The organism is Clostridium merdae (genome assembly GCF_900176635.1).
Lineage (GTDB): Bacteria > Bacillota > Clostridia > Oscillospirales > Acutalibacteraceae > Faecalispora > Faecalispora merdae.
Window position 1 is genome coordinate 1,211,873 of sequence record NZ_FXLN01000004.1, and the last position, 21,270, is coordinate 1,233,142.

General features: G+C 44.4%; 20 protein-coding genes and 1 tRNA gene. 9 read left to right on the forward strand and 12 right to left on the reverse strand.

What is annotated here, in order from left to right:
• Positions 1–78: 78 nt before the first annotated feature.
• The 5 genes from CAN90_RS13630 to hprK all read right to left on the reverse strand — a co-directional run bounded on the left by CAN90_RS13630 (position 79) and on the right by hprK (position 4,249).
• Positions 79–252: a hypothetical protein gene (locus CAN90_RS13630; RefSeq protein WP_159450380.1), complete on the reverse strand. Its 174-nt coding sequence runs from the start codon at positions 250–252 to the stop codon at positions 79–81.
• 99 nt (positions 253–351) lie between these two features.
• Positions 352–1,257, reverse strand: a complete 906-nt coding sequence (whiA, locus tag CAN90_RS11455; RefSeq protein WP_085833951.1) for a DNA-binding protein WhiA — start codon at positions 1,255–1,257, stop codon at positions 352–354.
• Positions 1,258–1,267: 10 nt separating this feature from the next.
• Positions 1,268–2,125, reverse strand: a complete 858-nt coding sequence (rapZ, locus tag CAN90_RS11460) for an RNase adapter RapZ (RefSeq protein WP_085833952.1) — start codon at positions 2,123–2,125, stop codon at positions 1,268–1,270.
• 54 nt (positions 2,126–2,179) lie between these two features.
• Positions 2,180–3,088, reverse strand: coding sequence for a UDP-N-acetylmuramate dehydrogenase (murB, locus tag CAN90_RS11465; protein ID WP_085833953.1), 909 nt, complete (start codon positions 3,086–3,088; stop codon positions 2,180–2,182).
• 171 nt (positions 3,089–3,259) lie between these two features.
• Positions 3,260–4,249, reverse strand: a complete 990-nt coding sequence (hprK, locus tag CAN90_RS11470; RefSeq protein ID WP_085833954.1) for an HPr(Ser) kinase/phosphatase — start codon at positions 4,247–4,249, stop codon at positions 3,260–3,262.
• A 522-nt stretch (positions 4,250–4,771) separates the two neighbouring features.
• Here hprK and CAN90_RS11475 point away from each other — a divergent pair.
• Positions 4,772–5,959, forward strand: a complete 1,188-nt coding sequence (locus CAN90_RS11475) for a glycosyltransferase (RefSeq protein ID WP_085833955.1) — start codon at positions 4,772–4,774, stop codon at positions 5,957–5,959.
• 103 nt (positions 5,960–6,062) lie between these two features.
• Here CAN90_RS11475 and CAN90_RS11480 read toward each other — a convergent pair whose 3' ends face one another.
• From CAN90_RS11480 to secD, 3 genes are all read right to left on the reverse strand, one after another.
• Positions 6,063–6,980, reverse strand: coding sequence for a TraX family protein (locus CAN90_RS11480; RefSeq protein ID WP_085833956.1), 918 nt, complete (start codon positions 6,978–6,980; stop codon positions 6,063–6,065).
• Positions 6,981–7,356: 376 nt separating this feature from the next.
• Positions 7,357–8,319 (reverse strand): protein translocase subunit SecF, encoded by a 963-nt coding sequence (gene secF, locus CAN90_RS11485; RefSeq protein WP_085833957.1) that lies wholly within the window; start codon positions 8,317–8,319, stop codon positions 7,357–7,359.
• Positions 8,316–9,725, reverse strand: a complete 1,410-nt coding sequence (gene secD, locus CAN90_RS11490) for a protein translocase subunit SecD (protein ID WP_085833958.1) — start codon at positions 9,723–9,725, stop codon at positions 8,316–8,318. The genes secF and secD overlap by 4 nt, the downstream gene beginning before the upstream one ends.
• Before the next feature lie 249 nt (positions 9,726–9,974).
• Here secD and CAN90_RS11495 point away from each other — a divergent pair, with 249 nt between their 5' ends.
• Positions 9,975–10,331, forward strand: a complete 357-nt coding sequence (locus CAN90_RS11495) for a hypothetical protein (RefSeq protein ID WP_085833959.1) — start codon at positions 9,975–9,977, stop codon at positions 10,329–10,331.
• Positions 10,332–10,550: 219 nt separating this feature from the next.
• Here CAN90_RS11495 and CAN90_RS11500 read toward each other — a convergent pair whose 3' ends face one another.
• Positions 10,551–11,825, reverse strand: a complete 1,275-nt coding sequence (locus CAN90_RS11500; protein WP_085833960.1) for an aspartate aminotransferase type Ic — start codon at positions 11,823–11,825, stop codon at positions 10,551–10,553.
• A 265-nt stretch (positions 11,826–12,090) separates the two neighbouring features.
• On the reverse strand, positions 12,091–13,485 hold the full coding sequence (gene asnS, locus CAN90_RS11505; RefSeq protein WP_085833961.1) for an asparagine--tRNA ligase: 1,395 nt from the start codon (positions 13,483–13,485) through the stop codon (positions 12,091–12,093).
• Positions 13,486–13,830: 345 nt separating this feature from the next.
• Between asnS and CAN90_RS11510 the strand changes: the two genes are divergently transcribed.
• Positions 13,831–13,916 (forward strand) — tRNA-Ser (locus CAN90_RS11510).
• Between the two features lie 126 nt (positions 13,917–14,042).
• Positions 14,043–14,513 (forward strand): hypothetical protein, encoded by a 471-nt coding sequence (locus CAN90_RS11515; RefSeq protein ID WP_085833962.1) that lies wholly within the window; start codon positions 14,043–14,045, stop codon positions 14,511–14,513.
• A 200-nt stretch (positions 14,514–14,713) separates the two neighbouring features.
• On the opposite strand, the gene CAN90_RS11520 is transcribed toward CAN90_RS11515, so the two are convergent.
• Entirely contained in the window at positions 14,714–15,502 is a 789-nt protein-coding gene (locus tag CAN90_RS11520; protein WP_085833963.1) for a gluconate 5-dehydrogenase, read from the reverse strand.
• A 15-nt stretch (positions 15,503–15,517) separates the two neighbouring features.
• Complete coding sequence (gene kduI / locus CAN90_RS11525) at positions 15,518–16,360, reverse strand: 5-dehydro-4-deoxy-D-glucuronate isomerase (protein ID WP_085833964.1); 843 nt, start codon at positions 16,358–16,360, stop codon at positions 15,518–15,520.
• Positions 16,361–16,850: 490 nt separating this feature from the next.
• Here kduI and CAN90_RS11530 point away from each other — a divergent pair, with 490 nt between their 5' ends.
• The 5 genes from CAN90_RS11530 (at position 16,851) to CAN90_RS11550 (ending at position 21,269) form a co-directional block, all read left to right on the forward strand.
• Positions 16,851–17,552, forward strand: coding sequence for a GntR family transcriptional regulator (locus CAN90_RS11530; protein ID WP_085833965.1), 702 nt, complete (start codon positions 16,851–16,853; stop codon positions 17,550–17,552).
• Between the two features lie 87 nt (positions 17,553–17,639).
• Positions 17,640–19,001, forward strand: coding sequence for an ABC transporter substrate-binding protein (locus CAN90_RS11535; RefSeq protein WP_085833966.1), 1,362 nt, complete (start codon positions 17,640–17,642; stop codon positions 18,999–19,001).
• 32 nt (positions 19,002–19,033) lie between these two features.
• Positions 19,034–19,873, forward strand: coding sequence for a carbohydrate ABC transporter permease (locus tag CAN90_RS11540; protein WP_341456307.1), 840 nt, complete (start codon positions 19,034–19,036; stop codon positions 19,871–19,873).
• Between the two features lie 12 nt (positions 19,874–19,885).
• Complete coding sequence (locus tag CAN90_RS11545) at positions 19,886–20,746, forward strand: carbohydrate ABC transporter permease (protein WP_085833968.1); 861 nt, start codon at positions 19,886–19,888, stop codon at positions 20,744–20,746.
• 109 nt (positions 20,747–20,855) lie between these two features.
• Positions 20,856–21,269 (forward strand): RDD family protein, encoded by a 414-nt coding sequence (locus tag CAN90_RS11550; RefSeq protein ID WP_085833969.1) that lies wholly within the window; start codon positions 20,856–20,858, stop codon positions 21,267–21,269.
• The last annotated feature ends 1 nt before the right edge of the window (position 21,270 follow it).

Genomic DNA, 21,270 nt, shown 5'->3' on the forward strand with positions numbered 1-21,270 from the left:
GCAGAAAAGCAAACCTTACATATAAACTGCAACGCACAGGCTTGTTTCCTGTGCGGAAAATAGATGTAGAGCGGGAGCTCACTCGGATTCCAAAGGCAGAGCCTTTGGTCGTTGAGAGGGGTTCTGGGGGAGAGAATCGATACTCTCCCCTAGAAGGCCTTTGCCTACTTTCACCCTTTCGTGAAAGTAGGTGCCCGCCCCGGCATGAGGGGCAGAGCCCTGTGCCAACAGAATGCCTGCGCCCTTGCGCACTTCTCTCCTTCTTGTGCGCAAGCTTATTTCCTGTGCGGAAAACCGATGTAGCACACATACAATCCGACGGCCAAAGCGTAACGCCTTGACCGTCGACAATTACTTGAGGTTTTCTGCCTCTTCAATTAATCGGCGCAGCCGATGATTTACCCCCGAACGGCTCACTGGAATCTGGAAAAGCTGCCCCAGCTCTCGCAGGGAAAGCTCTGGATTCTCCAGCCGAAGCTCTGCGGTTTCTCGGAGCTCCTCCGGTAAGACCTCTAGCCCAACGGTATCTCGTATCTTTTCAATTGCTTCTACTTGCCGCACAGAAGCACCCACTGTTTTATCAATATTCGCGGTTTCGAAATTTGTTTTGCGGTTTACGTTATTTCGAACCTCCTTAAGCATGCGAACCTGCATTAGCTCCATGGCGGCTCCACCTGCTCCCATATAGGTGAGCAGGTCTGCAATGCGGTCTCCGCCTTTGATATACACCACGAACGCACCCTTGCGGTTTACCAGCGCAGGGTGAAAATCTATCCCCTCCCGCAAGAGGGACATAATATCCTTGGCAAGATTCATGTAAGGAAGAATCAGTTCCAAATGATAATCTTTATTCGGGTCTGTTACCGTACCGCAGGATAAAAACACCCCGCGCAAAAAAGCCGCTTTACAGCAGTCGTTTTCAAGATTCGCTAAATTCACCCGCAGGCTTATCTCTTGCCCGCTGTGTCCAAACGCTGAGAGCACCTGGCTGCGATGGCTTTCCTCCTGCACAAGCAGCGTATAGCTGCTGCGGTGGAACGAAACCGCCGTTCGCACGTCCACAATTGCTCCTGTAGTTTGTGCTGCAAGCTGTGCGGCACGGCGTGCAACCAACGAGTGTTCTGTTACGAGGGTAACGGCTTGTAATGAAAAGCTTTTGGCGCAAAGCAAAAGGCCATAGCATTCCGCTTTTTCACAGCAGGATTGTTCTGACTCCAGCTTACACATTTCTGATTTCGCATCATACGAGAAGGACATGGCTCTCTCCCTATTTATGAATGTCTCTATGGTTTACACTGGCGCGCTTGCCATGCTCAAGTAAGTGGTTATATAAAAGCTGTGCGAGTGCCACCGAACGGTGACGGCCGCCCGTACAGCCTACCGCAATCACCAACTGGCTTTTGCCTTCATCGCAGTACAGGGGCAGCATGTAGTCTATCATATCCAGAAATCGGGTGATAAAGCCTTTGGTTTGATCCCACTTCATAACGTATTCGCGTACCGGTTCATCCAAGCCGGTTTGGCGCTTTAATTCCTCTACATAAAAAGGGTTTGGCAAACAGCGCACGTCAAATACAAGGTCTGCTTCCGGTGGCAAACCATATTTAAAGCCAAAGGAGACACAGTGAATCATCAGTGCAGCTGAAGCGTCGCCCAAAAACAGGCTGGAAATACGCTCTTTGAGCTGCGCGGGAGAAAGGTACGAAGTATCGATAATATAATCGGAACACTCCCGAACCGTTTTTAATATTTTGCGCTCCATCTGAACAGCCAGCTCTAACGAGCCAAGGTATTCTTCCGCCAATGGGTGCTTGCGCCTCGTCTCTTTAAAGCGATTGATTAAAACGGAATCCCCTGCATCTAAGAAAAGGATTTTATACTTCTTCCCCTCATCGCGCAGGAGTGCCAGTGTTTCAGAAAGGCTTTCAAACAGCGTGCCCCCACGAATATCTGTTACAGCGGCTACGCGCTGGAACCCCTCCTTTGCCTGACTGCACAAATCGTAAAAGGTAGGAATCAGCTTTGGTGGAATATTATCCACGCAGTAAAATCCAATGTCCTCCAGTGCATTTACCGCTCTAGACTTTCCTGCACCGGAAAGCCCGGTCACAATAATAAATTCCATTTAAAATTCCCCCTCATTCTCACTCATCTAGCTTAAAATGAGCTATACCTTTGGTCACTGCCCAATCTTGCGTACTTCACACTCCAGTTCAATTCCGGTTTGTTTTAAAACTGTTGCCTGAATAACAGAAATCAGTCGAAGTACATCCTCACAGGTTGCACCGCCTTGGTTTACAATAAAACCAGCATGCTTACTACTCACCGCAGCACCACCCACGCATTGCCCTTTCAGGCCGCATTGTTCAATCAAGGTTCCCGCAAAATGATCGGGCGGGCGCTTGAACACACTGCCTGCACTTGGCATTTCAAGCGGCTGTTTCGAACGCCTTCTGCCAATCAAATCATTCATTTTCGCCCTTATTTCCTCTTGGTTTCCCTCGCTTAACTGCAAATGAAGAAACAGGATGGCGGCGTGATTTTTGCTGTATGCACTATGTCGGTACGAAAGCTCCAGTTCCTCACCCGTGAGGGTACCAAACTCACCCTCATTCGTCATATGCTCACAAGAAAATAGAATGTCTTTCATCTCTCCGCCGTAGGCCCCTGCATTCATAAATGCCGCCCCACCTGCGGTACCGGGGATCCCCCATAAAAACTCTGCACCAGAGAGTGAATGGTTCACAGCATAGGTACATAATGCTGAAAGCGGAACACCCGCGCCACAGCACACGTGTTGGTCGGTTCGGGTAATTTCATTAAATTCGCCCGTTAGTGCAATCACCATTCCGCGAATTCCAGCATCGCTTACCAGCATATTCGAGCCATTGCCCATCACCATATAAGGTATTTCTAGTTCATTGGCTCGCTTCGCCATCTGCTGCAAGCAAGCACGGCTACCCGCTGACACATATAAATCTGCCGGGCCGCCAATACGGAACGTGGTATGCCGGCTCATCGGCTCATTGTAAGAATATTCGCAGCCAAGCTGCTCTGCGGCAGCCCCCAATTGTTCAATCCGCTCCATAGATGCCTCCTCTATTTTTTGCCCGCATGAAAAACCGGAGCCATCTGCTCCGGTTTTATGCTAAAACCTTGCGCCATAATGGCCACCATTCGTCACTAAAAATGACGCAATTAACAAAAGTGAATAAATATTGTTTTCACTGAACGCAATCGCATGCTTTCTTGGCTTTCATTATAAATCAAAGTTCAGCTTCTTTTCCGTAGGCTCCATCAGTGTGGAATCCAGGCCAAGGCTGCTAAGTAGCTCTTGTGCAGCATTATAACCCATCTTCTTTTGCCTGTTATTCATGGCAGCTACCTCAATAATTACCGCAAGGTTCCGCCCTGGTTTTACCGGTATGGTTAGAATCGGAACACGTATGCCTAAAATCTCAGTATAGTCATTTTCAAGACCCATACGGTCGTAGTTTTTAGAGCTATCCCATTGTTCCAAACTAATGACTATATCTATTTTTTCAGTTACCTTAACGGCACCCATACCAAAAATGCGGCGAGCATTGATAATGCCTATGCCACGCAGCTCAATAAAATGACGGATATTCTCGGGTGAAGTACCCACCAAAGACTTCGCAGAAACGCGGCGAATCTCCACAGCGTCATCTGCAATAAGCCGGTGACCGCGTTTAATAAGCTCAATCGCCGTTTCGCTTTTACCAACGCCGCTGTCGCCAACCAAAAAGATACCTTCGCCATATACCTCTACCAGCACACCATGGCGCGTAATGCGCGGTGCAAGCTCAACGTTTACATACGAAACCAGCGCAGCCATTAAATCGCTGGTTGGCTCGGATGAGGTAAAAACCGAAACGCCATAAATTTGCGCTGCTTCCAATAGCTCTGGCATTGGCTCAATACTGCGTGCCACAATCACTGCCGGTGATTTTTTCGAGAGCAGCTTATTTAATGAAACCTGCCGCTCCTCCGGTGAAAAACTACTTAAAAAGGCTGTTTCCGTATTCCCCATAATCAAAATACGGTGTGAATCAAAATAATCTAAAAAGCCGTTTAGTTCTAATCCCGGACGATTCACTTCACGGGAAGAAATCATTAATTTTTCTGGGTCGACCGGCATATATACAGGGGTTAGAGAAAGCTCCTTTATTATCTTCGCAAGCGGAACAGTATAGGTTGGCTGTGTAACATAATTTTCGTGGCCGCTCATTATTATCACTCCCATATTTTCCGCCGTTTGAATAAAAAGACGCATTACCAATAACTCTATTTCAAACGCCGGGAATCCTGCTAAAAATTAAAAGTAAAGTGTATTATTTACCTGTGAAACAATTACCTTTATTATAGCTTAAAACAGGGTAAAATTCAATGACGGAACACGAAAACCCTGTTCATCCCCCAGTTCTTTCAACACGTTTTATCTGCAAAGGCTTTTATCTCGAATTCCTGCTCACTATCATTTTTAGATTCCTCTAACTATATGGATGTTAAGAAGCCCCGATAAAAAGTAAAAAATAAAATTCAAAATCCGCAAGACAAATCGATTTTGCTATACTATAATATTGGCATTGGACAAGTTTATGTAAGACAAAAACGAAAGACTATTTCTGCGGTATGGTTTTTGCTGCTGCAAAGCCGAGCCGCATCACTGCGATAAGATGAAACGATTCTGGATGATTTGCGGGTTAACCACGCAAACTTTAGCACGGTTAACCGGGAGACGGGAGGAATTATGAAAATCGCTATTTTTACTGAAACATATTTGCCGCAAACCTGTGCGGTTGAAACACAGGTTTTGCTGCTTGCTCGTTCACTCATTCGCATGGGGCAAGAGGTTCTGGTAGTAAGTACAGACGTAGAATCGGACGAATGCTATTTAGAACAGCATACCCTATTTGGCCCTGCCAAACCGGCCGACACCATTTATGGCCAAACCGGTCAACGGACAAAGCTCAATCGACTAAAAGATTTTATTGATGATTTTGACCCAGATATTATTCACCTATTTACGTTCTGTTCCGTAGGAAGCCTTGGTTTAAAATACGCTCTTTCACACGACCTGCCGCTTATTACTACCGTGCAAAGCACGCACGACATTAGTGAAGGTTTTTACGGTAAGGGAATTCGGCGTATGATAGGGAAGCGGCTTTGCGAAAGCACTTATCGTAAAGCGCTTGCTTTCTCAGATTTGGTAACGAGCCCCTCGCAGAAAATCCTGCATAAAATTCGGCCATTGTGTAAGCATCGCCAATTAACGGTCTCTCCCCTTTGTATTGACACAGAGCTGCTGCGTAAAAAAGAGACAGAAGACTCCAATTATGCAGCGATTTCCCGACGACTCGGGATAACCGGAAAAACAGGAGTTCTGTTTGTAGGCACCATTGGCAAAGACAATGGCGTTGATACCCTACTGGATTGCTGGGCATCTGTTTGTAAAAGCCTGCCTAAACTCCACTTGGCGATTGTTGGGACAGGCCCTGAATATGACGAGATGAAAAGCAAAGCAAATCTGCTCGGAATTTCTTCACATGTTACGTTTGCTGGGGAGATGGAGCGTGAGAAAATACCACTATGCTACCAAGTTTGCAGTGTGTTTTTCAGCGCTTCGGAATCGGACGCGATGAAAGCGGCTCCACTAGAAGCCATTGTAAGTGGTTTACCAGTCATCTTGCCGAAAAGCAGTGCTTGTGCTGAGGTATTGGTGGAGGGGGTAAACGGCTTTGCGTATGATGCCGATACCAACCTTGAAAAAATCTTGCAGAACTTTGTCTCTATCCCTCCCGAAAAAGAAGTAGCTATGAAAAAACTGGTTGCCCGTACGATGAGTGGATTAACGCTGGAAGAACAGACAAAGAGCTTTTTAAATTACTATGCCCTAACGCAAAAGCACCATTATAAAACAGCAGAAAAGCTGGAATAAGATATAAAAGCCCCCAATTGTAGTTTTATTTATCCTACAATTGAGGGCTTTTTTGCCGTCTGTTTCTTTTGAGTAATTTATAGTGCGTATAAGGGCTTTTATTTTACGATAGAATTCCTCCTATAAAAAACAGCACGTAGATGTGTAAGGGATAGAAAAGGTAGAAAAAGTATTTCCAACCTCTCCCCTTTTCCCCATTATACAGAAGTAAGAACGGAAGTGCCCCAAGCATCATCCATTGATATTCTTTAAAGAGAATGGCAGTCGGGTCTGGATTATAGCCCGGTGTAATTCCTGCGTGCACCATGCAAATCTCATATAAAAAGGAATGTAAATTGGGAAGATGAAATGCTCTATATTTAATGAGCTGGGCAAGACAATGCGGTACAAACTGGGTAACAAGCAACAAAAAGAACACAACGCAAAAGGCTGTAAAGGCGCGAGCCAAACGCTTTTTATCATCTTTTGCCCAATAGAGAATCATGCCCAACAGCAAATACACCCAGCCGCCCTCCATATAAAAGATGCTACCAAGCAGTGTGGGCAGAAACTCTATTACCATGGTAATAGGTGTAGTAATAGGGAGGACCATTGGCAGAAAAATTAGGAGCAAATAAGCTCCCCCCTGCCACAAGGCATAAAGGCGTAGCTGCTTTTTGAAGCTTCCGTCATTCCGGAAAAAGCAATCCATTAAATAATAGAGAATACTTAAGCAAAACAATGGGCGGAATATATTGTTATCAATTGTTCCTGCAGGGTTTGAAAAATGGGGAATCAGTCTGGTTAAATAGAAAATCACAGTATTGGTAATCCCCATGATTACACTGGCAAAATAAAGCCGCAATATGTATTTTTTCTTGCTTCTCGTATGAGAAAACCCATGTGCAGAGCAGAACATAAAAATTGGGAAGGATAGCCGCCCAACCCAATGCAGCCAAATTGGCATATTGGGGAGAAGCTGACCAATGTGGTCAATCACCATAATAACAAGTGCAAGAAGTTTCAGTGCTGTGGTAGACATTCTGTTTCTCCTTATTATTTAAACTAAAACTACCTTCATTAAATCTGTGAGCTTGTAGTTTCCTGTGCAATTCTCATCACTAGATGTTTAAGAGCTACTATGAAATTTTTATAAATCTTTTGCTCAGATAATGCGGGGAGATGCGATTTGCAGAGAAGTATGTACTTTAAAGCTAACGTTACACCAGTCCAGTTTCATTTTAAGATATATCTGTTTATAAAGACCTCTTCTATATTCTATCGTCCTTATGCGATGGAATGTTACAGAATTTCCTCAATCATAGAAAAGTACTGCTTTATCCAACAAAAAAACCACCCCAAGTGTGATAGCACTTGGGGTGGTTCCATCATTCGATCATTTACTTGTAAAACACTTCTTAGTTGGTAGCAGCTGCTTTTTGTTTCTTCTGCTGCTTATGCTTCTGCCACATAACGTACAGCGGGCCAGCAACACAAATAGAAGAATAGCAACCGGTAAGAATACCAACCATCATCGGCAGAGCAAAGGTCTGCACAGAATCCAGATTATACATGACGCTAACCGCATACACCACTGCAATTGCAACAAAGGTGCAGCCTGCGGTATACAGTGAACGGGTAAGGGTCTGGTTAATGCTGGTATCTACCAATACACTGTAATCGGTTTTCGGGCCCATCAGCTTGCGGTTTTCACGAATACGGTCATAAATAATAATCGTATCATTGAGTGAATAACCGAGAATGGTAAGAACAACCGCAATAAAGTTATCGTTAATTGGCATACGGAACACAACAAAGGTGAAATACACCATAGCCACGTCATGTAGCAGCGCAATAATTGCCATTGTACCTGCAGAAGCACCACCGATTTTACGGAAGCGCAACGCAATGTAAACAATAAGCAGTAACGCAGCAACAAATACGGACAACAGACATTTAAAGAAGAAATCGCGGCCCATTACTGGGTTAATGGAGCTGGACTCCACAACAGCAAATTTAGCGTTCGGATATTCCTTTGCCAAAGCAGCAGCTACTGCTTGTTGCTGCTGTAATGTTAAGGATTCTGTCCCAGAAAAAGATATGGACACATTGTTGAGCGATTTACCATCACTCGCCGATTTCACATCTTTATTGATACTTGCTGTAACAGGCTTATTGGTAGTAGCCTGAACAATATCCTGTACCTTTTCCTGGTTGATTTCACCCGAGTAAGAATATTTAATCAGCGCACCGCCGGTAAACTGAATATCGAGCTGGGTGCCGAAGATAATGTTGAAAATAAGGCCGGCGCCCATTAGGAGCAGTGAAATCGCAAAGTAAATCTTGCGGTTCTCATAAAAACGAATATGAAAAGTTTTCATTTATCTGCACCTCCATACAGCCACTTGCTGCGAGCGAATCGGAACCCGGAAATGGATTTGGTCATCAAACGGGTTGCGGTTACGCCCATGATAAAGTTGCCAATGGTACCAATCAGCAGCGTATAACCGAAGGAATAAATAGCACCGGTTGTGGAGGAACCAAACAAAGCTGAGAACAGGTTGGTAGGCCCGAATACCAGCATAAGTATGACCGCAACGATAATAACGGTAATGTTACCGTCGAAAATGGCCCAGAAGCTATTGGCGTTACCCTTTTGAATCGCTCCGTCCAGCGTTTTACCGGCCCAAAGCTCTTCTTTGATTCTGGTAGCCGTGATGATATTTGCATCCACACCCATACCAATGGATAGGATGATACCGGCGATGCCGGGCAAAGTCATCGTAAAGCTATTGAGGAACGGGAAGTAGCCAGAAACGGCTGCAAACGAAACAGCAACTTGACCCATCAGTGCAATAATTGCAATAATGCCGGGCAAGCGGAACATTACCAACATAAATACACACACTAACGCAAACGCGATAATACCGGCCCAGCGCATTGCATCCAGCGAGGTGCTACCGAGTGACGGGCTGATGGTTTGGAAGTTAGTCGTAATGAGTTTAAATGGCAATGCACCAGCACTGATTTTCGCAGCCAACGAGGATGCCTCCGCTGCTGTAAAATTGCCCTCGATGGTACACTTACCGTCTGTAATGGCTTCTTTTACATTGGGGAAAGAAATCATGGTGTCGTCCATCCAAACAGAGATGGGTTGTCCCACCAAACGCTCGGTTGCTTCCGCAAATTTGGTAGAACCCTCTTTGCTGAATTCCAGCGCTACTAAGTACTGGGTTTTACCGGAATTGGGGTCTTGATATACCTGCGGCTGAGCCGAAGTTACGTCGTTACCCTGAAGAATAATCTTTTCTTTTGTGGTACCCTTTGGAGTCTTATAAACCGGCTGGCCGTCGGAACCGGTTTCAGTGGTTGTGTACTCTGCACCCTCACGGAAGGTAAGCAGTGCAGTGGCGCTCAGCTCCTGAATGGCAGCCTCTGGGTCGAAGCTCTGTTCACCGCTCTTCCACGGGAAGCGAACAATGATACGGTCGTTATGATCATCTGTGTAGATTTCATAATCCGTAATGTGGTTGTTGACCAAACGCAGTTCAATGGTTGATTTTGCCGCATCAAGCTGCTCTTTCGTCGCTCCCTTTCCGGTATCAGGTGTAAAGGTAGCCTCTACTCCTCCACGGATGTCGATGCCCCATCGAATATCGCCCGCACCTTTAACATATGTAGTGCGATTATCCCCGTTTTGCGCATATACCCCAAAAATGGCGGTGTAGGTAAAAAGCAGGATAAGGAGGGCGACGATGAAAAACACCGGTTTTCCTATTCGCTTCATGCAAATATCCTCCAATAGCTTTAATGTTTCCGCGGCTGCGTTCCAAATGGAACCGCAGCCGCGTTTATAACAAACTTTATTATAAGATTATACCGGCTAAAAGTCAATGGAAAAGCGCCGATTCCCGCCATTTACTGGCATTATTTTGGTATAAATGATACAATTTGCATACGGCATTGCTAAAATAAGCGATTCACTATAATCTTGCATTCATTACGGCGTAAATATAGAAAGAGGTGTATCAACGCAATGGATCTCATACAATGCAAAATACTGCCGGATTCTCAAACCGTTTCTTACATTTCACTTATCCGCAAATTTGACCGTACTCTCTCTATAAAAGACCTGAAAAAGAAAATAGAGAATGGCGCATTTGCACTAGAGTTCGACTTAGAGTACTACGATGTAGTGGAAGACTTAAATGAGATAGACCGAAAAATGGTTTTTCGTGAACTTCTAGAACAACTTCTCCATACTGGTGCAAAGGTTGAGCTATACCACAATGGCGAAAAAATAACACTCACACTTTTGGACAACTGGCTTAAAACAATAGAACTCATTTCAGCGCAATCGGAAGAGCATATCAATAAAGAATGTGATGAGTAGATACTTTTGCTTCCACCAAACACACCCTCATATGTAACGATTTTCTATAAAACCAAAAGTCGTAATCAACAACATAGCGTAATTGTGTGGAATATCTGTTTAAGTTTCAACTATAAAGTATGCTTACTTTAACTTCTTAATTAAATGCAATTACCAATACTATTAAAAAAGACCACAGCCAAACAGCTGTGGTCTTTGCATATCTTTCGATGGAATTGATTAAGCGAGAAGTTTTTCTAAAGCAGCCAATTTAGTGCTAACACAGAATACTGCAATCGCTTTTTTCATTTCTTCCAGAGACGGGTAAGTCGGTGCAACACGAATGTTTGTATCCTTCGGGTCTTTCCCGTAGGGGAACGCCGCACCGGCACCGGTAAGAACCACACCGGCCTCCTTGCAAAGCTGAACTACGCGCTTTGCACAGCCCTCCATCACATCCACACTCACAAAATAGCCACCGTTCGGGTTCGTCCAAGAGGCAATATTTTTATCTCCCAGCTCGCTGCTCAACGTATTGAGCACAACCTCGAACTTCGGTGCAATAATTTCTCTATGGTGCTTCATCTTATCCAAAATGCCATTCATGTCACGCAGGTACAGCAGGTGACGCATCTGGTTAAGCTTGTCGGGACCAATGGTCTGGAACGAAAGATGCTTTCTGAAATCCTGATATGTTTTTTCTCCTGCCGCCATGGCAGCAATGCCCGCACCCGGGAATGTAATTTTAGAAGTAGAACAGAAGAATACCGGCAGCTCTGTGTTGCCTGTTTTCTCGCATTCCGCGTACAGGTCGAGCAGTTCATCCGGTGTATCGGTTAGGTGGTGTACGCAATACGCATTATCCCACATCACGCGAAAATCTGGTGCGGCGGGTTTTAAAGCGGCGATGCGGCGAACTACTTCGTCCGAATAAGTAGTTCCGAGCGGGTTTGAGTATTTTGGTACACACCACATGCCTTTAATGGTAGCATCGTCAGCAACAAGCTGCTCAACTACATCCATATCGGGGCTGCCATTTTTCATCGGCACTAAAATCAGCTCAAAACCAAAATATTCAGTGATGGCAAAGTGGCGGTCGTACCCGGGAGAGGGGCACAAGAACTTTATGGTTTCTTGCTTGCTCCACGGTTTGCAGCCAGAAAAGCCGTGTGTCATTCCGCAAGAAATAAAATCGAACATCATATTCAGGCTGGAGTTGCCACCAATGATAACATTCTCGGGCTTAACCTGCATCATTTGAGCCAAAATTGCGCGCAGTTCAGGCACACCCTCCGGCATACCATAATTGCGAAGATCGTCTCCAGTGGAAGCAATCATATTGGAATCTGAAGTGAGCATATTGAGCATATCCATTGAAAGATCCAGCTGCTCGGGAGAGGGTTTCCCTCTGGCCATATTCAGCTTCAGGCCCTGTGCCTTAAAAGCATCATATTGCTGTTGAACCTCTTGCTTTTCCTGTTCCAGTTCCTGTCTGGACAATAAACCATATTCCATTTGAGCATCTCCTTTTCCAAACCTGCATAAATGATAATGAAAGCATTCTTATTCTAATATATTCAGAACAAAAACGCAAGTTAATTTTATCGTTCCTGCATTTTTGTGATATTTACCCGGTTTTCGACTAAAAAATATGGCAAATTGCTTTTTTTGTAGCTTTTCTTCTTATTATTCTCACTTTCCTTTGCATTTGTTCTTTAAAAAAACAGAAGGACTCTTTCTGCTGTGAGCAAAAAGAGCCTTCTCTTATCTTTCTATATTTTTAAAAATCTGCCGAACCGGTCGTTCTCGGGAACGGCAAAACGTCTCTTATATTGGAAACGCCGGTAAGGTACATAACCAAACGCTCAAACCCAAGGCCAAACCCAGCATGCTTCGCCCCACCATAACGGCGCAAATCAAGATACCACCAATATTCCTCTTCGGAAAGACCAGACTCCTGCATGCGGCTTTTTAGAAGCTCTAGCCGCTCTTCCCTTTGGCTGCCGCCGATAATCTCGCCAATTCCCGGCACAAGAAGATCCATCGCAGCTACGGTCTTTTGATCGTCGTTCAAACGCATATAAAATGCTTTAATCTCTTTTGGGTAGTCGGTAACAAAAAGCGGCTTGCCGAATACTTGCTCTGTTAAATAGCGTTCGTGTTCGGTTTGCAAATCGCACCCCCAAGAAACCGGGTATTCAAAGCGGCTGTTTTCGCGCTCGAGAAGCTCCACTGCCTGTGTATAGGTTACATGTGCAAATTCAGAGTCTGCCACATGGCGTAGGCGCTCCAATAAACCGTTATCCACAAAGCGGTTGAAAAAATCCAGCTCATCAGGGCAAGCATCAAGTACAGAACGAATGACATAGCGCAGCATATCTTCCGCTAAGCGCATATCATCGGAAAGCTCGGCAAACGCAATCTCCGGCTCTACCATCCAAAATTCTGCCGCATGGCGTGCTGTATATGATTTTTCCGCACGGAAAGTTGGGCCAAAGGTATAGATTTTACCAAACGCTAGTGCCATACATTCGCCTTCCAACTGGCCAGAGACAGTGAGAGACGTGTGCCGCTGAAAGAAGTCCTTGCTGTAATCCACCGTGCCATCCTCACGCAAAGGTGGATTCACAGGGTCTAACGTGGTAACATGGAACATCTCGCCTGCACCTTCGCAGTCGCTGGCCGTAATGAGCGGCGTATTGGCATACACAAAGCCACGCTCCTGAAAAAAGCGGTGTATTGCAAAGGCAGCAACAGAACGAACACGAAAAACAGCACTGAATAAATTCGTGCGCGGGCGCAAATGAGCGATGGAACGTAAAAACTCCACGGAGTGGCGCTTTTTTTGCAGCGGATATTCAGGAGAGGAAGTTGCCTCAACTCTTATCTCAGTGGCATGCAGTTCGCACGGTTGCTTTGCCTGTGGAGTAAGAAACAGTGTGCCGGTTACAAAAAGTGCCGCACCTACGTTTTGTTTGGCAATCTCCGCAAAATTATTTACATTTTGCGCTTCAAACACAACTTGTAGCCCTGCAAAGCTGCTGCCGTCGTTTAAATCAATAAACCCCAGCGCCTTGGAATCTCGAATGCTTTTTACCCATCCGCACACCGTTATCGCTTTCTCATCGTAGCTTTGAGGGTCCGCAAGAATTTTTATAATTTCAACTCGTTCCAATCTCAAGTCTCCTCCGTTCATCTTTCAATAAATAGAACCAGCGGTCAACTGCCGCGATTTTCTATTTTCAGTATACCATTTTAATCATAAGATTTGTATTCTGGGGAACAGTATACTTGCTTTACTCCTTTTATTAAGATGGCTTAAGCAATTTTCTACTAGAGTGTAGCAAGAAATATTGTATTAACTAAAACTTCGAATATAGAGATATTATAGCATTCCTACTCAGAAACAGGAACAATTAAAAAATTTTTACACGATATTGAAAAATAGACTTGATTTTTGTAAAAAGGTTCGCTATAATAACATAGTCGTCAGCCCAAGTGGGCAGGTTTGATACGATACGGAGAGGTATTCTAATGGTAAGGAGCCACATTGGAAATGTGGTGTGCCGCAAGGCATTGTGCGTTCGAGTCGCATCCTCTCCGCCAAAGCAAATCCAAAAGTGAGATTCTTTTTTCTAACAGAATCATACTTTTGGATTTTTTACTATTCGGGCTCCGGCAGATTTCGGCAAAATATTTTAATTGTAATTAAAATACGCGGAGGAAATCATTATGCCAAACAAATTAGAACTCTCTGGCAAAAAATTCGGAATGCTAACCGTTTTGGAAGACAGTGGAAAAAGAAAAGGTTCTAGCGTTCTTTGGTGTTGCCTTTGTGATTGTGGCACAACTACATTTGCGTCATCTACCGAGCTTTCGGTGGGAATTAAAGTGAATTGTGGTTGTATACCCAAAACTAAGAATAACGACTATATAAAACAACAATTGATGAAACCGCAAATGAATAATACAAGCGGCGTACGTGGAATCTATTTAAAAAAGCGCAAAGGGGGCGCAAACCGGTGGACCGCGGTCATTACCCTAAATGGCAGGCAGTACTACCTTGGCGCATACCGTAATTTTAGTGCCGCTGTAAAGGCACGCGAAGAAGCGCTGGAGCATGTTGGGGATTCTTTTGCTGAGTGGCATAAAGAATGGCGTAAAAAAACAAAAAGAACCCGAGGCTCCCCTGATCCAGTTTAATTTATCACAGTGTTTTTATAAATAGTACATATAATATTTATACTTAAAGGATTTTTTAATTAGTTTATAACTTCTAGTTTTTTAATTTACACAAAAGCGAGGCTTTCGAATTGTTCGAAAGCCTCGCTTTTATTATGGAGGATATGAAAAAAGTTAACATAAAGGTAAAATGAAAATACTCTGCAAAAATTTAAAATGGGTTATTTCGGCTGCTTCCCAATATACGCAAGAATACCACCGTCTACATATAAAATATGTCCATTTACAAAATCGGAAGCAGAAGAAGATAAGAATACCGCAGGCCCAACTAAATCGGACGGTTCCCCCCAACGAGCTGCCGGTGTTTTTGCGATGATAAAAGAATTAAACGGGTGCCCATCTTCCCGCAGAGGGGCAGTTTGCGGCGTAGCAATATAACCGGGACCAATGCCGTTACACTGAATATTATACTCACCATACTCAGAAGCAATATTTTTGGTCAGCATTTTAAGCCCGCCTTTGGCGGCCGCATATGCCGATACGGTTTCTCTTCCCAATTCACTCATCATGGAGCAAATGTTAATGATTTTGCCGCCGCCGTTTTTTATCATGCCCGGTATTACCGCTTTAGCAACAATAAACGGTGCGGTTAAATCCACATCAATCACTTGCCGGAACTCGCTTACTTCCATTTCGCACATGGGAATACGCTTAATGATTCCGGCGTTATTTACTAGAATATCGATGGAACCAAGCTGGTTTTCAATATCGGCAACCATCTTTTTCATTTGTTCTTCGTCCGTTACATCCGACACAAAGCCAACTGCATTAATACCCGCCTTCGCATATTCCTCTTTTGCCCGGGCAACGGAGTCCTCATGAACTCCATTGAATGCAATTTTGGCTCCCGCTGCTGCTAATCCACTTGCAATCGCAAAGCCGATTCCATAGCAGCCACCGGTAACAAGCGCAACTTTTCCTTTCAAAGAAAACATCGCTTGCAATTCCATTTAAGACTCCCCCTTCTATTTCAGGTTGGCGATGTCCACTGTATCCATATCATCAAACGCCTGGTTTTCTCCGCCCATTGCCCAAATAAAAGAATAGTTTGAAGTTCCGCAGCCGGAGTGAATGCTCCAGCTTGGGCTAATCACAGCTTGCTCATTTTGAACCACCAAGTGTCTCGTTTCGCTGGGGGTACCCATAAAATGAAATACTGCCTGATCATCCGGAATATCAATATAGGTGTAAACCTCCATACGGCGCTCGTGGGTATGTGCCGGCATAGTGTTCCACACACTGCCGGGTTCCAACACCGTTAGCCCCATTGATAGCTGGCATGTTTTTAAAACGTCCGGATGAATAAACTGGTTAATCACTCGTTTGTTTGCACTTTCCATACTCCCAAGCGGTTTTTTTGCGGCGTCAGCAATCCCAATAAAGGTGGTCTCATATGCACAGTGAGCCGGTGCGCTTACCATGTAAAATTTTGCGGGATTTGACTCTTCTTTGCTGGAGAAGGTGACACTGCGCGTTCCCATGGTGATATATAGGCAGTCTTTACAACCCATTTCAAAGCGCTTTCCATCCGCTTCAATTACCCCAGCACCGCCAATGTTAAATATGCCGATTTCCCTTCTTTCGAGAAAGTAATCGGTACCAAAGCTCGACCAAATATCTATCCCCTTATGAATGGGGAGCGTTTCCTTTACGGGCATGCACCCCAGGGTGACCATACGATCCACATGGCTGTACACCGCCACTACTTCATCCGGTACATACAGGTTTTCAATTAAGAACTCTGCTCGCATCTCGTCTGTCGTGTACCTTTTGACATCCCTTTGGTTCGCTGAGTAACGAATATCCATATCAAGCTCCCTTTCTTCCGGGTAATTCCATGTTAAAAACAGTTTAAGTCTAGAAATCAATGAAAAATCGACAAGTTCTTGTATACTTGAATACAAGTTGTAAGAAATACTCTCTTGCGACCATCATATACCACCCCCCGGAGCTCTGTCAAGAGTGTAAATCGCTAAATCAAAGAGATTGTTTTGTAAATAAGAATAAAAACCATATCATATAATTTACAAAACAGTTCTATTTCGCTAGATTGTTTTTTACATTTGATAATAAGTGCTCATGAAAAGAAAAATTAGTCGTTTTCAATTATTTTTTCTATTTGGAACGTTTTGCTTGCATAATAGATAAAAATATTTATATAAATTAAAAAACTATTGACAAATACATGCTGTTGGGTATATAGTCATATCAGAAATCAAACGAAAAATCACATCTGGTGTCTCAATCTTGCATTCAAGTATACAAGTATTGCTGTCTTACCAAGAAACGAGGGAAATCTTGAACAACTATTTGAAATCGATGAGCAGTGACGACATTTACCATGCGCTCAAAGAAGACATTCTGAACCTGAAGCTCAAGCCGGGCCAAATGATTAGCGAAAACGAGATTGCAAACAGCTACCACGTTTCCCGTACTCCGGTAAAAACTGCTTTTTTACGCTTAAAGGGAGAAAAGTACATAGAAATCCTCCCGCAAAAAGGCAGTTATGTAACGCTGCTGGATATGCAGTACATTAAAGACATTATCTATATGCGCTATGTTCTGGAAATAGATGTGATGAAAAGCATTGTGGAGCAAGGCTCATATGAAGATTTAATGCACGCGCTAAAATCCAATCTTCAGCAGCAGCTTATGATGATTGAGCACGACAACCCGAATCCCCAAAATTTCTATGATATTGACAGCCAGTTCCATTACCTTCTCTTCCAGAAGGCAGGGCGCACCAAAATGTGGGATATTATTCAGGACTGCCAGGTGTACTACACCCGCTTTCGTATCTTAGATACGCTGACAACTTCCCGCTATTTGCAGCTATACCAAGAGCATATTGAAATTTATAAGCTGCTGGAAGAAAAAGATCTAACTACCCTTCGCAATCACATGCACGAGCATCTTCATGGCAACTTAAAGGTACTCTCTCAAAAAATTGAAGGCGAATTCAAAGAATATTTTATTCCGAGCGACCAGTCGAACCCTTAATTTCCGGATTTGGCAGAAGCCGGTATTAAAAGATGGCTTCTGTTCAAAATACGAAAACTTTCTTTTATTATTAAGGAGGGTCTATCATTGAATAAGAAATTTTTATCAGGCGTACTGTCTTGTGCGCTGGCAAGTTCTATGTTACTGACTGCATGTCAGGGTAATTCCACCCAGTCTAAAGCACCGGAAGCCTCCGGTAACACGAGCACCGCAGCAAGCGGAATCACAAGCGAGCCCGTAGAGCTTCGTTTCTCTTGGTGGGGCTCCGACAACCGCCATAAGGCAATTCAGCAAGTGATTAAGCTGTACCAAGATAAGCACCCCAACGTTACCATTAAGCCGGAATATGGCGCATGGGACGGCTGGCAGCAAAATATACTAACCCAGCTTGGCGGCCAAACAGAAGCCGACATTATGCAGGTAAACTATAACTGGGTACACTCCTTTGGCAAGGGCAAAAACGTGTTTTTAGACCTTAATACGGTCAGCAAGAACTTAGAGCTTTCAAACTGGGATGCCAACTACCTGAAAGCCATGGAAGTAGGCGGCGAACAGGCCGCGGTTCCCCATGGTATGACGGCTCGTGCATACCTTTACAACAAGCCTCTGTTTGAGCAGGCAAAGCTTCCTTACCCCACTACTTACGATGAGCTGATGGATGCCGGCAAGGTAATCGGCAAGGGTAACACCGCTACCGGTGCTGAAAACAAATACGCCCTGCTGAACATTGGCAAGGAATGCCCCGATTTATTTATTGCCCAAATGCTTTATAACAAAACCGGTAAGGTAATGCAGGTAGCTGGCAAGGTACAGTACACCGAGCAAGAGGTTGCCTGGGCTTTGGAGCAATACAACAAATTTGCACAGGCAGGTGCTATGCCCACCTTCCAGCAGCAGAATGCAATGGCAAACGAATCCAACCCCGATTGGACCAGCGGCCGCGGCGGCAGCATCTATGAGTGGATTGGCACAATGGATAAATACCTGAACTCCTACAAGGGCGGTAAAGCAAAAGAAGAGATTGCAATTGCTCCCTACATTGTAGAAACCGCAGGCCAAACCCCGAACATCTATGTAAAGCCAAACCTTGGCTATGCCATTTCAAAGAATAGCAAACACCCCGAAGTAGCGGCAGACTTCCTCAACTTCTACTTCACCAATGAAGAAGCAGTTACTGCTCTGGGCACTAGCATTGGTATTTCCTCAAACAAGGCGACCCTTGCCATTCAGGAAAAAGCTGGCCTGCTCAAGGGTATTATGAAGGATGGCTACGACATGCTCGCGAAGTACCCTCAAACGGTTATGGACCCGTACTTTGAAGATTCCAACGTGCGCGGCGCCCGCTATTCCGCTTTGGAGGCCTACCGTTCCGGTAAGCTCAGTTCAGCCGATGCTGCAAAACAGTACATTGCAAAGCAGCAGGAAGAACTGAATAAGCTCTTTAAATGAGGGCCGGTAAAAGGAATTTTGCGCCCTATTTGATGCTCTTACCCTGGGTGATTGGGTTTATCATCTTTAAGATTTACCCCATCGTGATTTCATTTGTGTACTCGCTGATGGAATACCCGATATTGGGTGACCCGGAATTTATCGGGCTTGGTAACTACGCTCAAATCTTTACGGATGACGACGTATTTCAGGCCTCCATCATCGCTACCATGAAATATGTTTTGATCGGTACCCCTTGTGTTCTCGTCACTTCCTTCTTTGTGGCATATATTCTGAATTTCAAACTCAAAGGCGTAAACCTGTTTCGCACCGCGTATTACATTCCCTCCATTTTAGGAGGGAATGTAGCGGTCTCGATTTTGTGGATTCAGCTATTCGACATTAACGGGCCGGTCAATATGCTCCTGGGCATCTTTGGCGTGAATCCTATCTTTTGGCTTACGGATGAGAGCTTTGCGGTTATTACGCTAATCTTGCTGAAAACCTGGCAGTTTGGCTCCACAATGCTCATCTTCCTGGCAGCGCTCCAGAACGTTTCCCCCTCTTTGTATGAAGCAGCCAATCTGGATGGAGCTACCAAGCCCCAGCAGCTTTTCCGCATTACGCTTCCCATTATTACCCCCATGCTGCTGTTTAACATGGTAAACGTTCTTGTAAAAGCCTTCCAGGAGTTCAACTCCGCTTATTTAATTACGAAGGGCGGGCCAAACCATACAACCTACTTCCTGAATGTCTACATATATGACCAGGCGTTTATGAACGGTAACTATGGTTATGCCAGCGCACTGACTTGGATTTTACTGCTAATCATCGGCACCTTAACGGCCCTGGTATTCTCGTCCTCAAAATATTGGGTCTACTATAATGATTAAAGGGGGCGGAATATGAATCGAGTCGGTAATTTTTCTATGAATGCTGCCATTCGTTATGGTGTGCTGATTGTCATTGGTATTTTCCTCATCTACCCTCTGCTTTGGATGGTAGGCTCAAGCTTTAAGGAGAACATTGATATTTTCAGCACTTTGGCAATTCTCCCGCCGGAAGGACGCGGCACGTTCGAGAATTTTCGAATGGCATGGAATATTAAAAGTGACCATACCCTACCATTCTACTTTGGGAATACCATGAGATTTTTAATTCCCAAAACTATTTTCACTATTATCTCTTCTACGCTTACCGCCTATGTGGTAGCTAGAAAAAAGTTTGTAGGTAAGAAATTTGTTTTTACAGCCATCGTTGTCACCTTATTAATGCCGGAGCTTGCCTTCCGCATTCCGCTGTACCTGTTGTTTCGCGATATTAACTTACTCAACACATTTGCAGCACTGTATGTACAAGATATTTTTGCTGCCGGCACCTGCTCGTTCTTTATCTTTATGGAGATTCAGTTTATGCGTTCCATTCCAAAAGAGCTGGACGAAGCAGCCGTGATTGACGGTTGTAACGATTTACAAACCCTAATTTACGTAATAGTCCCTATTTTAAAGCCCATTATCATCACCGTTGGCCTGCTCTGCTTCATGTGGGGCATGAACGACTTCCAAGGTCCGCTGATTTACCTGCGTACACCAGATAAAATGGTGATGTCTATGATTCTCAAGCAACAGCTGGATGGCGACACTATGATTGTTTATGGAAAGCTATTTGCTGCCTCATTCATGGCATTGTTGCCCATGATTGCAATTTTCTTTGCCGGCTCCCGCTATTTTGTAGATGGCGTTGCTAATTCCGGCGGAAAAGAATAATATGAATCCCCCCACACACAAACGGGGTCGTATCCCTCGCTATTGGAACGAGGGATACGATTCCACTTTTTATCAAGTTACGGATTGAAATGGACAGGAGGAAAAACACATGCGCTTACTTCGGCTTTTCGCGCAGATGATAGACTGGCTGGTCAGCATTGCTGCTTTGGTTTTTTCTTTCCTATTTCTTCTCCCACTCCTAAAACAGCTGATGCCCAGCACAACAGTCTGCGCAGTTGTAACCCTGATTACAGCGATTTTACTTGCGGTTGCGGTGCAAATTCCATTTCTAAGCGTAAACCAAACCGTTGGCAAAGCATTCTTTGGGTTAGAAATACAATCCTGCAAGGAAGATCGCCCCTTAACACAATCGATTATCATGCAGCGAGAAATCTTCTGTAAGCTCTTTAGCTGTTACCTTATTTGCATCCCCATGATTTTTGGAAAACCCGGCGGGCATGAAGCCGCTACGGAGACAAGAGTTGTACGCAGAAGAAAAAACACCGCTTGCTATAAAAAATAGA